This window comes from Vibrio neptunius (genome assembly GCF_000967495.1).
Lineage (GTDB): Bacteria > Pseudomonadota > Gammaproteobacteria > Enterobacterales > Vibrionaceae > Vibrio > Vibrio neptunius.
In genome coordinates this window covers 63,267-78,668 of sequence record NZ_JXXU01000011.1, presented here as the reverse complement: position 1 = coordinate 78,668, position 15,402 = coordinate 63,267, and the positions used below count along the sequence as shown (strand labels likewise).

The following is a 15,402-nucleotide window of genomic DNA, read 5'->3' as shown; positions in this document are numbered from 1 at the left end:
GTGGGCTTTTCTAGGCTAACGGCGTGAACTAAAGTCAGCGTATTACAAGAAGGAACACGCATGACAACTGCACGTAGCCAACAAATTAGCTTAGAAGCCACACCCTATTATCATTGCGTATCTCGCTGTGTGAGACGCTCATTTCTGTGTGGCTTTGATGCTGAAATTAATAGGACGGACACCTTAAGAAACGCTAAGAAACGTCTATCGATAACTAATAAACTAGTCAATTACATCTAAAAAGTAGGGAACTCTTGAAATAGCAAAGTGGGCTTTTCTAGGCTAATGGTGTGAACTAAAGTCAGCGTATGACAAGAAGGATCACGCATGACAACCGCACGTAGCCAACAAATTAGCTTAGAAGCCACACGCTATTATCATTGCGTATCTCGCTGTGTGAGACGCTCATTTTTGTGTGGCTATGATGCCACCACCCAAACTAACTACGAACACCGTAAAGGGTGGGTAGAAACTCGTATCAAAGCGGTAGCCAAGGCATTTTGCATCGATGTGTGCGCCTATGCAGTAATGAGTAATCATTACCATATTGTGCTGCATGTGAACCGTGGCAAAGCTCAAGCATTAACGCAGCAGGAAGTCATTGAACGATGGACATCCTTTCATTTGGCTCCCGTTATGGTTCAAAGAAAATTACGCGGAGAAAAACTGACCAAACCAGAATTGCGGGTGTATCAGGGCATCATCGAAACTTGGCGAGAGCGATTGTATTGTGTTAGTTGGTTTATGCGCCTAATCAATCAGTTTATTGCAAGCGAAGCCAACAAAGAAGACAGCTGCACGGGGCACTTTTGGGAAGGGCGATTTAAAAGCCAAGCGCTACTTGATGAAAAAGCCCTTGCCGCAGCCATGGCGTATGTCGATCTCAACCCAGTGCGAGCGGGAATTGCCGATACGCCAGAGAACTCAAGCCATACCTCGGTGCAGTTGCGCATCCAATCGGTTGGAGGTCATCGAGTTACGCCGCCCAACCTATTTCCATTTACGGGCTACCCGAGGAAAAACCGGCCCGAAGGTTTGCCGTTTCGGCTTATGGACTACTTAGAGTTGGTGGATTGGACGGGGCGGCACATTCGCAAAGGTAAAAAAGGGATGATTTCCAACGTTACGCCTCCCATACTGGAGCGGCTTGGGTTTAATTCCCACACTTGGCTTAATAGCTGTTTCAATATTGAACGTGGCCAAATGGTCGGCAGTGCGAGTAGCATTAGTACAGCGCTACCAAAATTCAAACGCCAGCGCGGAACTGGGGTAGTAATCCCCTAGAAAGCGGATCGGATAGGCAGAAATAAATTCGAATTAATGGGACAGGCACCGTAAGGAACGCACTCTATTATCATTGCGTATCTCGCTGTGTGAGACGCTCATTTCTGTGTGGTTATAATGCCAACGATAAAACGAATTACGTTCATCACGATCGACTACTTGCGGGTTTCCACTGAATATAACCGTGTAATGTTACCCCATGGTCTTGAAAATGTGAGTGGGCATCGGTGTAAAAGTGGTCGTGGATAACACAAGCTACCACCTTAGCTTTTACCTGTGAATAGTCACGCCAGCTAATGGTGCTTGATGCGGCAATAGAGGGTAGAGGACAGGCACTTTTTTGGAAAACCATAGAATATTCCAAGTGAAACACTGTTTTTCCTATTAATTTTATTTGGCGTGATAGGTGCGCAAGCAATACGACAAATACAAGATAGGAAGAAAAATATGCCAAAAATGATCGATGCGTCATGTGATACAACGAGTAACATCGAAGCGCTGAAAAAAGCAGGGGTGACTCATGTTGGTCGATATTATAATAACGGGAACTCACCCGAATTACCGACCAAATGCTTAACAAAAACGGAAGCGACGGCACTTTCGCGTGCTGGATTACACATCGTTGTTGTTTTTCAGAAGGCACAAAATACGATTTCAGATTTTAACGCAAGTGAAGGCAGTGCAGCCGCGCAGCAAGCCCTGCAGTGTGCGGCTGATGTAGGGCAGCCCCCAGGGAGTGTGATTTACTTCGCGGTCGATTTCAATGCAAATACAGACCAAGTGAATAACGAAATTAGTTGTTACTTTACAAGTGTGAACAAAATCTTAGATGGTAAGTTTGAAGTTGGTGTGTATGGTTCGGGAATGGTTTGCACTTTGTTATATGAGGCCGGATTATGCCAACATCGATGGCTGTCGTGTTCAACGAGTTATGAAGGCACCGAGCAGGCAATAGAGAACAGCGCTTATGATATTCGGCAGTTAACGATGGATGGAACAAAAGCGCGCTCGGGACAGCAAGAGATAAAGGGGGCAAAAGAAGTCTACCAAGTCACGTCCGATAAGATTGGAACCTTGTCGGTCGATTATGATGAACTTGGGGCAGTAGGGCCATTCAGGTTAGGTGTTTCAACGTATAGGGTAAACGTGTCAGATAGGAGTAACTTGAATTTACACGCAGCTCCTTCCCTTTCTGCTCCTGTCATTGGCAAACTTTCTGCTAGACAAATAGTGACAAAACAGTTCTCGACTAATGACTGGGATTATATAAGAGCGGATGACGGCCAAACAGGTTACGCCAGTCCGAAGTATTTGGAGCTAATAGACTAGCCTCCCATCGCAAAGCGCGGAACTTCGATCCGCGCTTTTACTTACCACATCAATGATTATTCCAAGACGACAAATACAACACAGTGGATACTGAGCATTAAATCCCCCCGTTAACTGCGGAATTTAGATGATCAACTATAATGTCATTTCATATAAAAACAAAAAGTTAGATTCACCTGTGAATATTGGTTTAGGGCGCAAAGAAGCCAGTAACGCTTCCTTAATTACCGAGTATGCCCACTGGTGTGAAACCCTAATTCAAACGCGGCTGCAGCTCTATTTTGGACAAGAGTGCCCTTATTCATGCGTGCGCGATATTCCCCCGCCCGAGGTGACGATTTACGAAGGAACGTTAGCCACGTTCGTTGCCAGCCATCAGCTGGATTTCGACGCGCAACTTTTATTGGCACTGGCACTGATGCCCACGGTAAAGCCGCAAGTGTTAGATGTGCTTATGATGCGCAACGACAACATAGAGCGCCCCTATACCGAATTTGGCGGTGCAGAAGCAAACGGGGCAGTGGTAGCCAACGGCGAAACCCTTGCATTTCTTTTAGGGGGAGAGTGTATTGCTACCCGCTTAAACGTGCAGCACTGGTTAAGCCATGCCTTGTCGGGGGATGTGAATAGCCTAAGTCAGGGGCAAGCTGCGGTTGCTGCTGAGTTAGAGCAGCCCGAATTTACCCTAACCAACCCATTAAAACTGCCACTGGTATTTAATGCCAATCACAACGCTCTGCTTACTTTAGGAACGTCTGCTAAAGCGGCAAAGGGGGTAGGTTTTCCTGCTCAGTTGGTCGAGCCCAAGCATCACATTGAATCCTTAGTGCTGCCCGATTCCGTTCTAAAACATTTGGATGATATTCACGCCTGGGCGCAGCACGGGCATACACTGGCCAATGAATGGGGAATGGGGGCGCACATTCGACCCGGCTATCGCGCGCTGTTTTATGGCCCCTCCGGCACAGGGAAAACCATGACAGCAGGCTTACTTGGCCAGTTACTGGGTAAAGATGTGTATAAAGTGGATCTGTCGCAAATTCACTCTAAATACATTGGCGAAACTGAAAAGAACTTAGCGCGGGTGTTTGCCCTCGCCGAGCAAAATGACTGGGTACTGTTTTTTGATGAGGCCGATGCGGTGTTTGGTAAGCGTACCCAAACCAGCAGTTCAAACGATCAGTTCGCCAACCAAAATGTCGCCTATTTACTTCAACGCATTGAATGTTTTACCGGGCTAGTGATTTTGGCATCCAACTACAAAGACAACGTCGACGATGCCTTCTTTCGCCGCTTTGAAACCGTGGTGGCGTTCCCGAAACCGGAATCGGACCAGCGCCTAGCCATGTGGAAAAATGGATTCTCTGCCAAAGCTGAGCTGGCACCAGATGTCAATTTAAAGCAGATAGCCCTGCAATATCCCCTCTCGGGCGCATCGATTATGAATGTAATTCGTTATGTGTCGCTAAAGGCCATCGCTCAATCACGCAACGTGATCAGCTTAAGTGACTTGCTGGAAGGGATCGAAAAAGAGAACGGTTCAACCAATCAAACGCGCTGGTAATGTCGGTTATCAGCGCCTTCAATCATGCCTAATACCCTAAATACCCGAGTGATTTTGACATCGGTACAAAGAACTTCCCACGCCGCAATAGGTTTTACCAACCTCCTCCGAATTAATCCCATTTAAGTGCCAACATCTGCCAAGTTGGTAGTTTCTACGCTGCATATAGTTAACTTAGCAAGCCAAGGTAAATAGCTTGTTTTAATTCGCAATTGTGCGGAAACAACGACAGAGGGGAAAGGATTATGGCGGCGAATATAAACGTGACAGGATTAACAACAGAAGAGCTATCAAAGGCCATTGCAGACGCAACCGTAGCTGCGACCACAGCAGTGGCAAAAGCGACCACAACCGCCAATGCCAGTTTAAAACTGAAAACGGAAAACGCATCGGCGAATGCAAACGGTTTTAAGGCTGATCGGGTAGTAACAGAAGGGTATTTGCAAGCCAACTATGCCAAAGCACATGACTATCAGTTTTGTTTAAGGGAAATAAGTTTTGAGGCTGATGACCAGGATCTATCGGCATTTAGTGTTCAAGAGTTAGCTTCAATATTAGATCCCAACGGCTGTGATTTGGCAATGATGCCGTTGATTAAATTTGCCGAACATACAGAGAGTAAGTGGTTAGAAGCGATGGAGTCTTTAGCTAAAGCAATTATGGACGTAGTGATTATTGAGGGATGGAGTCACCTTACGAAACCAAAGACAGACAATGACATTAACACAACTAGTCTTCATGAGCATTTAAGCAACATAATATCCGATCATCAATGGATATCAGGAATCTTAAGCTGGACCCTCGGTAGTGATGATCCAGTTTCAACTCTTTGTCAGCGTATTATTGAGGAGGGAAATAAGGTTAAAGGAAAGTTCACTAATAATTTCAGGCATGAAATAATGGCAATTCTGCATGATATCTTTCCTAACTATCGGCCACTAAAAGTGACTGCGGCCAATATAATGCATAGGCTCAAGTCTCTTGGCCTTCCGATAGATGTGACTATTTGGTTTGATAATGAAAACCTCAAACAGAGCGTGAGAGATACTAAGTTTATTAGTGAACTTACCGATGCAGGGTATTCAGTTGGCTACTTTGGCGGCGGCGATTGTGCTTGCCCACAAGGTAATGGCAACGTGCAAAATGGAGCTATCGTGTTAGATAACGTTCAATGCGGCCCAAAAACCGAAGCCGGTGGTGGCATCCAAACCTTCACCATTGGTGATAACGGCGGTCCTTGCAAAATCCGCTGGATCAAGCCTCAATAACCCACTTCACTCGCAGGCCCAAGATTTGTCTCGCTCACTTGCGGCCTGCACCTTAGCGTTTTTCACCTCAGTGTTTGTCTTGGGTGTATTTACCCATTCTTACCTATCTTTACCTAGGTCTTACCTAACCAACCTTAGCTTCAACCAATTCAATTTGCCTTCTAATCGGTAGAGTAAAGCTATTCGTTATTTCGTGATGATTTGCCCATCGCCCCTTTTCTGGCGTCGTGTGGGTCATACAAAAGGGAGAAGCTAGGTATGTCACCATCAGAACAACTTGAGCAATTAATACCAGCAGAAGACGCCTCGGTAACCGAAGGGTTCAACACAGCGGCGCACGCAGAACCAGAAGCGGAGCCAGCCGCAGATCTAAGTACTCAGACGACAAGCCAGCAAACCAATGGCAAAGAAATGCTTGAGCCAGTAGAAGGCCATGATCAATCGCAAGGCGATTTAGGATCATCACTTGTGCCTACCGCAGAGCAGAGTGTCAATTCCGATGAGCCCGAAGTGGTAATTCAACGCCAGTATCGTAGCCTTGACAACGACTATGTGTATGCGGTCGGGGTGCTAAAGCCTGAATTCCCAAATCAGGGCTTGCTTGAAGCCTTCTACAGCGCGGCTCAAAACCTTAATGTGAGTGAATACGACTATTACGCCGTGCTCAACCATGTTGAAGGTAACAACCATCGCCCATACTTCTACATTGCCGAGCAGATCAACTGGGTGCTCTCTATTCACGATAAAGAGACCTATCAGTTGCAGCCACGTTCAAAAGCGGAGTTAATGTGCTTTATTCAGGCTCTAAAACCGCCAGAGAACAGTTTACTTTCGGTGCTCTCGACTGTGGTTGGTGTGGTTGATGACGGCGCCAGCGCTACGGGCAGTGATAACGAGGAAACGGGTTTAACCAAAGTGGTGTGTAACCACCTGTTTAGCCAAACCTTAGACAGCCTGCACGATATGCTGCAAAAGCAAACAGGCGTTAACACATCGGTGATTCAAGATGTATTGAAGGGACTGGAGTATCAGCCTAATCAAGGCCGCAGTGATTTCAGCCGCGCCAAGAACTACCTTGCGTACCGCTACCCTGAGCTTTATCTGACCACTCATACCATGCAAAAAGACGAGGGTACCAGTGTCGCTGGCTACTTTTTGCAAGATGTTAACGCCAGTTACAGTGATTTGGCTTCGCCACATGTCATTGTGGATTTGACCTTCAGCTACAAAAACAAGGGCAGAGACAACGGTCACCCGCCAGAGGTCTATTTTCATTGCAGTGTGGATGTAACCCACCAATTTCCGTTTGTAAACACGCCACTGCAAAAGTATATGCCATTTACGTTAATGGCAGGCTAATGGCTAACAATTATTAAGGAGATACACATGGGTATGAATACCTTTAACCAAATTATGGGCGGGTCGTATGTGTACGCACTGGGATCGATTCGCCCCTACTTATCCAGCCGCGACTTACAAAAAGAGTTTGACGCGGCTGCCAAAGCATTGGGCTTAGCTGACGACGACTATTATGGCGTATTCAGCTACAGTGAAACCACCAGTAACAACCAAAGTATCACTTTTCGCCCGTATGCCTACATCGCGGAAAAAGCCAGCTGGGTGTTTACGATAAATGGCGTCGACACTTATATGGTTGTGCCAAAATACACCAACGAATTGGATGCCTTGATTGCGGCGTTAAATCATAGCGTGGTGGGGGACACGGTAGCGCTTATTGGGACAATGGTGAAAAGTACTAAGAATGAGGGAAAGCTAAAACCGTCAGACAGCGATCTACAGCTGCCAAGTGTGGTATGTAATCACGTTATCACCCAGTCTGCCAAGCAAACGCCGCCGATTGTTATTAAGCACAACGATGGGTTTAGTGCTTCTCGCCGCGCCTTGAACTATTTGGTGTTTAATTTTAATACGCTGATTAGAGGCAAACTCGATCTGTCTGGACAGCTTATTGAAATCCAGTATCAACCTTATACCAAGGATCCCAACCGTTTATTGATAGAGATGATCCTCACCTATAAGAGTCAGAACTTAGAAAGTTTCTATTCCTGCGGCATTGATGTGACAGATGAATACCCATTTGTTGATTTTCCACTAAGAAATTATGTGCCTAAAGCGGCCTAAAGGGGAGGGATATAACAATGCAAACCCAACACACCACAAGCAACCCGTTTGAACCCGTTAATTCTCAGAGTGTGAATGCCCAAAACGTGAATACCCAAAGCATAACGGCCCAGCGCGTTATTGGAACACTCGATGAGTCGAAAAGTACGGATATCAGCCCACTAGAGCAAATCAATTACCCGCCCACGCAGGAGTATATTTATGTGGTGGGCCATGTGAACGCGCATTTTCCGAACTTAAGTGTCGAGAAAGAGTTCTATCAAGCTTGCGTATTGTCGCAAGTAGATGTATCGAGCATAAAATCCGTCGACGATGATGTAGCGCTTGCTAAGCTCAATCAAGATGCCGAACTCACTCCTCTACTATTTAAAGGGTTAGGGCTGCCTGAAAACGAGTATGTGGCACGTGAGATGAATTGGCTACTCAGCAATGTGGATAACGATGAAGTGTATACCTTAATTACTGACTCAGATGATAGTATGCGCCAGTTTGTTGCAGCGCTTGGCTTAGAAACGCAACCTGTAATTTTGATTGGGCAAATGATGCAAGATGGTCGCGTATTAGTGAGTAACCTGATCCCTTGTAATTCTACTCCAGTAAATAAAGACCATTTAGAGTCTCAAAACACGAACATGAAAGAGCTGGTAGAAGAGATCCGTTCACTCAATAGTAACAACGGCATACGGAATGAAGACAGAGCGCTTAACTATACGTTGTATAACAACAGTAAGGTGTTCAGCGAGTCGTATAATTTATGTTACAACCCTAACCCAAGCGGCCCAAACCCTAATGGCTACCAGTTGGTGAATGTGGAAGTGGTGACCGATTGGAGCGGCGATAGGTTGGTATCTAAGCTGATATTTAATTATCAGGGCATTAATACTGGCGCGAAGCAGAGCTGGTATTCAACGGTAGATGTAACTGGGGAGTATCCGTTTACACTAACCGAATGGAAACGGTTTTTACCTCGCTATTAGAGGGATTTCATGCAGAGTTTTTAGGCTTCGCCGAACTGTATGCTTGTCGTTCAGGAAAGGGCTACTTATAAGTAGCCCTTTCTTAGTTTTAAGCTTCTTGCTGATTCATTTCTTCTCTTGCTTCTTCTTCAATCAGTGAATCAACAATCACAGCACAAGCAGCGTCACCTGTGATGTTCAATGCAGTACGGATCATATCGAAGATACGGTCAAGAGCGAACAGTAGAGGCAGACCTTCGATAGGGATACCTGCTGCTAGAAGAACAGCAACCACTAGGAACGAAGGGCCAGGTACACCTGCTTGCCCAACTGCGCCAAGTGTCGAGGTAATAATGATGGCAATGTATGCGCCCATACCAAGATCGATGTTGAACAGTTGTGCGAAGAAGATTGCTACCAAACCATAGTAAATGGCGTTACCCGACATATTGATCGTTGCGCCCAGCGGGAGAACGAAAGACGCAGTCGAGTTTCTTACACCCAGCTCATGCTCACAGGTATCCATAGTGACTGGCAGAGTTGCCATTGATGAAGCGGTAGATAAAGCCACGGCTTGAGGCTTCTTCATCGCTGTTAGGAATTTCTTCGCAGAGGTCTTAGTGAAGATGTGAACCATAAGAGGGTAGGCCACGAAACCAAAGATAAGAATTGCAGCGATGTAGACAACAAACAGTTTGAATACCACCATTAAGGCGCCAAAACCGAAGGTCCCTACTGCTTCTGCCATCAGGCCAAATACGCCTAGTGGAGCAATGATCATAACCTTGTTGATCATCCAAACCATGGCATCAACAATGCAATTTACGCCGTTAATGATTGGGTCACGACGCTCTTTGGCCTGCTTAGAAATCGCAATGCCAAAGAACATACAGAATACTAGGATTTGTAGTATGTTTGCTTCATTCAGTGACTGGAAAACGTTTGTTGGGATCATACCTGTGATGGTTGCCCAGAAAGAAGGTAGTTCACCTTTAGAAGCGTACTCAGAAGAGAACATGCCTTCGATGCCTGAAACATCGATACCCATGCCCGGTTTGAATACTTCGCCCATAAATAATGCTAGGGCGACGGCAAGTGCTGACGTTAAGCCAAAGTAACCTAAGGTGACTATGCCGACTTTACCAGCAGATTGGCTATTACCTAAGCCCGCAGCACCTGAGATCAAGGCTACGGCAACCAAAGGAATAACCAGCATTTTAATTAAATTGATAAAAATCGCGCCTAGTGGAGCGAAGATGGTAGCGCTGTCTCCCATGAAGGCACCCACGGCAGTACCTACAATCATGGCGATGACAACCTGAACACCAATGTTGCTTAGCAAACTCTTTTCTTTTAACACTTCCATAACCTCTGTGCTAACAAAATTTAAATTCCCAGAATTACCATCTAAGTTAAATATTTTAATTAGATAATAATTTCGCCTCGCTTTTTACACGTTATTTTTACATTTAGCAATAAGGTGAAAAGTCAATCGAGCCAATTAAAACCACTTTCATTGATGAGTGATAATTTTTTAGTCAATTGCAAACGTTTGCTATTGGTTTGGGGGATGAGTTTGGGTTTTGTGATGCGTTTTGTGATTAAGAGATGAAGTGGGAGAGGGACGCTTAAATGTTAAAAAAAAGATCGGTTTCTTCGATGATTTAAGAAACCAATCTCATAGATGTTTAGACGGCTAATCTGTTACTTTTGCGTCGCAGCTTTCATCGGTGAAACAAAATTAGCGAGCTGATTTAACATTTCTTGCGGAGATTCAACGTTCGATTCGATGATTTTTACGATGGCAGAGCCTGAAATCGCACCAGCAGCACCAGACTCAATAGCTTGCTTAACCTGCTCTGGTTGAGAGATGCCAAAGCCCAACAGTGATGGTGGAGCATCGTATTTATTGAGCTTATCGAGCAGGTCACTTACTGGCATGTTGGCCTTTGTTTCTGCACCGGTTACACCAGCACGTGAGAGTAGGTAGGTATAGCCGCCACCTAGTTCAGCCACTGATTTTAGTGTCTCTTCTGACGCCGTTGGCGGTGCAATGAAGATAGGCTCAATACCGTGCTTCTTAGCCGCCTCAACAAACTCTTGGCTTTCATTGGTTGGTACGTCAGCAATTAACACAGAATCGATACCGGCATTCGCACAACGCTGGTAAAAACTATCGATACCGCGCGCGTAAACAAGGTTTGCGTACATCAGAAGGCCGATTGGGAGTTCTGGGTATTTGGCGCGGATTTTTCCAATCAAATCAAAGCAGATATCTGGAGTTGCTCCCGAATCCAGTGCGCGAATGTTCGCTCCTTGAATAGTAGGGCCATCCGCAAGGGGATCTGAGAATGGAATACCCAGTTCAAGTGCATCGGCACCTGCTTCAACCAGTGTCTCCATAATTTTCAGGGACTGCTCTGGGTTTGGATCGCACACGGTTACGAAAGGAACAAATGCACCTTGGTTTTTCTCGTTCAGGCGCTCAAACATAGACTCATAACGGCTCATTAGATAACTCCTTTTTCTTCTAGAATGGCGTGAACAGTAAAGATATCTTTGTCACCACGACCTGATAGGTTTACCACAAGTAGTTGCTCTTTGTCTGGGTTCTCACGAGCCATACGCAGTGCGTGAGCCAATGCGTGAGACGACTCCAGTGCCGGAATAATACCTTCACTGCGAGCCAGTTCTTGGAATGCGTCCAAAGCCTCATCATCGGTTACGTTGTCGTATTCCGCGCGGCCAATCGCATTCAGGTGAGCGTGTTGAGGCCCAACTGAAGGGAAATCAAGGCCTGCAGAAACAGAGTAAGACTCTTCAACTTGACCATTTGGATCTTGCATCAATGGCGCTTTCATACCAAAGAAGATGCCGGTTTTACCGTGCTTAAGAGGGGCGCCATGCTGGTCGGTATCGATACCTTTACCTGCTGGCTCAACACCGATCAGGCGAACCGTTTCCTCTTCAATAAAGTCAGCAAACATACCGATTGCATTTGAACCACCACCTACACAAGCGATGACTGCATCAGGAAGGCGACCTTCACGAGCCAGAATCTGGTTTTTTGTTTCTTCGCCAATCATGCGTTGGAAATCACGCACTATGGTCGGGAATGGATGAGGACCAGCAGCGGTACCCAGCAAGTAGTGAGCTTCTTCGTAGCTTGCTGACCAGTCGCGTAGGGCTTCGTTACAGGCATCTTTAAGCGTGGCGGAACCGGAGTGAACAGGAATGACTTCCGCGCCCATAAGTTTCATACGGAACACGTTCGGGCTTTGACGTTCTACGTCTTTGGCACCCATGTACACGCGACATTTTAGACCGAGCAATGCACAGGCCAATGCAGTTGCCACGCCGTGCTGACCTGCACCCGTTTCCGCAATGATCTCGTCTTTCCCCATACGTTTGGCCAGCAGTGCCTGACCTAGCACTTGGTTAGTCTTGTGTGCGCCGCCGTGCAATAAATCTTCGCGTTTGAGGTACAGTTTGGTTTTTGTACCTTTGGTCAGATTGCGAGTCAGTGTTAGCGCCGTAGGGCGACCTGCGTATTCTTGCAGCAGGGTCATAAACTCGCTGCGAAACTCTGGGTCTTCTTGCGCATCGATAAACGCTTGTTCTAGTTGTTCCAGTGCAGGAACGAGAATTTGCGGTACATACTGACCACCGTATTCGCCAAAGTAGGCATCAAGTTTTGCCATGGTTCTATTCCTTCAATTCGGTTTGGCATTGCTGTCTAGCACACCAAAAAAATTATTTAATTATTAGTCATTTATCTTTAATAAATCTGTTTAGTAGTTGCGGATCTCAGCAAATGTCTGCTGCAACTTTTCTGCATCTTTTTTGCCGGGAGAAACTTCAACACCTGAGTTTAAATCCAGACCTAGGCAGCCTTGTTGGGCCGCTTTCTGAGCGTTGAAAGGGGAAATTCCACCCGCAAGCATTACTTTTGACCTATCACCAATCAAAGACCAGTCGAATACAAGACCTGTTCCTCCAGTTTGAGAACCAACTTGGCTGTCGAGTAGGTGGCGACTGACGGGAGCGTCTAGCAATGCTGGCGAACTATCAGTCACACCGTAAGCTTTCCAAATTTCAACGCGATTACCTAGTTGCTCATGGATCGCAGTAACAAAGTTTTGGTCTTCATCTCCGTGCAGTTGAACGGCGTCTAGGCCAAGCTCTTGCGCAATACTAACCACAGTGTCGACATCGTGATTTTGGAACACGCCTACATATTTCAAAGGCGCACCAGACATGGTTAGGCGAGCGGTTTCTAAATCCACACAACGCTTCGACTTAGAGACAAAAATCAGCCCACCAAATACAGCGCCCGCTTGGTAAGCTTTTGCTGCATCATCTGGGTGAGTTAGACCACACACTTTGTTTTCACCTAGGGTAACTTTACGCACTGCCAGCTCTAGGTTTTCTTCTGCCATTAAGGAGCTGCCGATAAGGAAACCGTCGGCAAAACCGGCAAGGTCGCGTACTTGCTGATGGGTATAAATACCTGACTCTGAAATGATGGTTGCATTGGGTGCAAGCTCGCGAATGGTCGGTGCCAGCGCTTTGGTGCGGTTCAAATCTGTTGTTAGGTCACGTAAATTGCGGTTATTGATACCAATCACTCTCGCGCCTAGTTTTACTGCGCGATGTAACTCTTCTTCATTGCTGACTTCGGTCAAGATGCCCATGTTGAGTGAGTGAGCGACTTCTTCCAGTGCTTTATACTCGGCGTCATCAAGCACAGATAGCATCAGAAGAATCGCATCAGCAGAGTAATAGCGGGCGAGATAAACCTGATAAGTATCAACCATAAAGTCTTTGCACAGAATGGGTTGAGAGGTTTGCTTTCTCACTTGTGGCAGGAAATCGAAGTTGCCCTGAAAGTATTTTTCATCGGTGAGCACTGAAATTGCATCAGCGTGATTATTGTACACGGAAGCGATGTAATCGAGGTCAAAGTCGTCACGAATTAGGCCCTTGGACGGAGACGCCTTCTTACATTCTGTGATGAAGGCAGTTTTTTGACTGCTTACAGCGTCATAGAAGCTACGATCAGACGGAGTGAGCGCCTCTTTAAATTGCGCCAAAGGTTGAGAGGCTTTACGTTCTTCCACCCAGGTGTATTTATCACGAACGATTTTTGCTAGGACTTCTGCCATTTGCGCTTCTTTCAGAGACACGTGCTCTGAAAGTTTATCTTGCGTCTGAGTCATCTTTTGTTCCTTCCTTCAGGTGCTTAGGCGTGAGCTGCTAGCTGATTAACCAGCTCAAACGCTTTACCAGAGTTCATAGCCTCAATCGCTTGCTGAGTATTGGCCTTGAGATCTTCATGACCAAATAAACGCATGAGAAGCGCTACGTTAACCGCTACCGCACCCAGCTGGGCATCGGTGCCTTTACCTGTAAGGATATTGGTAATAATGGCTTTGTTCTCTTCAGGATCGCCGCCTTTAATCGCTTCAAGCGGATGTGCTGTCAGGCCAAAGTCTTCTGGAGTCAAAGTGTATTCAGTAATTTGCCCATCTTTGATTTCTGCCACTGTGGTGTTGCCATGAATAGCAACTTCATCTAACCCGCTACCGTGCACTACTGCAGCGCGCTTCATGCCCATCTTAAGCATGGTTTCAGCGATAGGACGGACCAATTCTTCGCTGTACACTCCCATAAGCTCAATATTTGGACGAGCAGGGTTAATCAGTGGGCCTAAAATGTTAAAAATGGTGCGAGTTTTCATGGTCTGACGCACAGGCATCGCGTGTCGAACACCACTGTGGTATTGCGGCGCAAACAAGAAAGCAACGCCGAGTTTATCTACCGCAGAGCGTGTATCCTCTGCGCTCATGGCGAGGTTGATACCAAATGAATCAAGCAGATCAGAAGAGCCTGATTTACTTGATACACTGCGGTTGCCGTGTTTGGCTACTTTCAAACCACAGGCAGCTGCAACAAAGGCGGCTGTGGTCGAAATGTTGATGGTATTGTGACCATCGCCACCTGTGCCCACGATATCGGCAAAATCATAGTCAGGGCGAGGAAAGGGATTGGCATTAGCAAGCAGTGCTTTTGCTGCACCAGCGATCTCATCCGGTGTTTCGCCTTTAATCTTTAGTGCTGTCAGCGCTGATGCCATAAGGATTGGATCAAGGTCACCGCGAATAATGATATCGAAAAGATGCTGGCTTTCTTCCTGAGTGAGCGGTTGTTGTTCATAGAGTTTATTAATGATCGTTTCCATTTTCTCTTCTCCTTATTGCTGCACTGACGTTAGATTGGAATCTTGTAAAGCCCACTCGATCGCATTGGCTAACAGGGTTGCGCCATGGGTAGTCATGATGGACTCCGGGTGAAATTGGAAGCCACAAATTTTATCTTGTTCATGGACCACAGACATGACGAGGCCATCGACTTCTGCGGTTACGGTAAGTGTTTCCGGTACCTGTGTGGCTACCAATGAATGGTAACGCGCAATGGCAAGTGGTGAAGGCAGGTCAGCATATGTCGGATGATTCCGGTGCTCCATCATCGACACTTTGCCATGGACAATTTCACCCGCGCCAGCAACGGTACCACCATAGGCTTCAACGATGGCTTGATGCCCAAGACAGATACCGATCATCGGCACTTTACCTTTCAGGCGTTGGATGACTTCTGGCATAGAGCCTGCTTCGGATGGTGCCCCTGGGCCGGGAGACAATAACACAACCGGATTGTCTAGTTCGTTGACCGCACTTTCAATCACTGCTGCAGCGATGTGGTTACGGTAGATTTTGACGTCATGTCCGAGTGAACGAAACTGGTCGACTAAGTTATAGGTAAACGAGTCAAAGTTATCGATAAATACAATGTTAGCCAT

Annotated in this window: 13 protein-coding genes; 7 read left to right on the top strand and 6 right to left on the bottom strand. The window is 46.4% G+C overall.

The annotated features are described in order from the left end of the window. Window positions 1–327 precede the first annotated feature (327 nt). From TW84_RS04505 to TW84_RS04475, 7 genes are all read left to right on the top strand, one after another. Entirely contained in the window at window positions 328–1,284 is a 957-nt protein-coding gene (locus tag TW84_RS04505) for a transposase (protein ID WP_045974483.1), read from the top strand. Window positions 1,285–1,731: 447 nt separating this feature from the next. Then, the gene (locus tag TW84_RS04500) at window positions 1,732–2,613 is read left to right on the top strand and encodes a glycoside hydrolase domain-containing protein (protein WP_045974482.1); all 882 of its coding nucleotides are present in this window, start codon (window positions 1,732–1,734) and stop codon (window positions 2,611–2,613) included. 127 nt (window positions 2,614–2,740) lie between these two features. Next, on the top strand, window positions 2,741–4,177 hold the full coding sequence (locus TW84_RS04495; protein WP_045974481.1) for an ATP-binding protein: 1,437 nt from the start codon (window positions 2,741–2,743) through the stop codon (window positions 4,175–4,177). A gap of 245 nt (window positions 4,178–4,422) precedes the next feature. Next, window positions 4,423–5,445, top strand: coding sequence for a hypothetical protein (locus TW84_RS04490; RefSeq protein WP_045974480.1), 1,023 nt, complete (start codon window positions 4,423–4,425; stop codon window positions 5,443–5,445). Window positions 5,446–5,703: 258 nt separating this feature from the next. Further along, the gene (locus tag TW84_RS04485) at window positions 5,704–6,804 is read left to right on the top strand and encodes a cyanobactin maturation protease PatG family protein (RefSeq protein ID WP_052707883.1); all 1,101 of its coding nucleotides are present in this window, start codon (window positions 5,704–5,706) and stop codon (window positions 6,802–6,804) included. Between the two features lie 27 nt (window positions 6,805–6,831). Continuing rightward, window positions 6,832–7,587 (top strand): hypothetical protein, encoded by a 756-nt coding sequence (locus TW84_RS04480; RefSeq protein ID WP_045974479.1) that lies wholly within the window; start codon window positions 6,832–6,834, stop codon window positions 7,585–7,587. 17 nt (window positions 7,588–7,604) lie between these two features. Then, window positions 7,605–8,564 (top strand): cyanobactin maturation protease PatG family protein, encoded by a 960-nt coding sequence (locus TW84_RS04475; protein WP_052707882.1) that lies wholly within the window; start codon window positions 7,605–7,607, stop codon window positions 8,562–8,564. Between the two features lie 88 nt (window positions 8,565–8,652). Here TW84_RS04475 and TW84_RS04470 read toward each other — a convergent pair whose 3' ends face one another. The 6 genes from TW84_RS04470 to TW84_RS04445 all read right to left on the bottom strand — a co-directional run bounded on the left by TW84_RS04470 (window position 8,653) and on the right by TW84_RS04445 (window position 15,402). Next, the gene (locus tag TW84_RS04470; protein WP_045974478.1) at window positions 8,653–9,909 is read right to left on the bottom strand and encodes a dicarboxylate/amino acid:cation symporter; all 1,257 of its coding nucleotides are present in this window, start codon (window positions 9,907–9,909) and stop codon (window positions 8,653–8,655) included. Window positions 9,910–10,247: 338 nt separating this feature from the next. Beyond that, the gene (gene trpA, locus TW84_RS04465) at window positions 10,248–11,054 is read right to left on the bottom strand and encodes a tryptophan synthase subunit alpha (protein WP_045974477.1); all 807 of its coding nucleotides are present in this window, start codon (window positions 11,052–11,054) and stop codon (window positions 10,248–10,250) included. Next, window positions 11,054–12,244, bottom strand: a complete 1,191-nt coding sequence (gene trpB, locus TW84_RS04460) for a tryptophan synthase subunit beta (protein ID WP_045974476.1) — start codon at window positions 12,242–12,244, stop codon at window positions 11,054–11,056. Before trpB ends, trpA begins: the two co-directional genes overlap by 1 nt. A gap of 90 nt (window positions 12,245–12,334) precedes the next feature. Continuing rightward, entirely contained in the window at window positions 12,335–13,762 is a 1,428-nt protein-coding gene (gene trpCF / locus TW84_RS04455; RefSeq protein WP_045974475.1) for a bifunctional indole-3-glycerol-phosphate synthase TrpC/phosphoribosylanthranilate isomerase TrpF, read from the bottom strand. 23 nt (window positions 13,763–13,785) lie between these two features. Beyond that, window positions 13,786–14,784, bottom strand: coding sequence for an anthranilate phosphoribosyltransferase (gene trpD, locus TW84_RS04450; protein ID WP_045974474.1), 999 nt, complete (start codon window positions 14,782–14,784; stop codon window positions 13,786–13,788). Window positions 14,785–14,796: 12 nt separating this feature from the next. Continuing rightward, window positions 14,797–15,402, bottom strand: a complete 606-nt coding sequence (locus tag TW84_RS04445; protein WP_045974473.1) for an aminodeoxychorismate/anthranilate synthase component II — start codon at window positions 15,400–15,402, stop codon at window positions 14,797–14,799.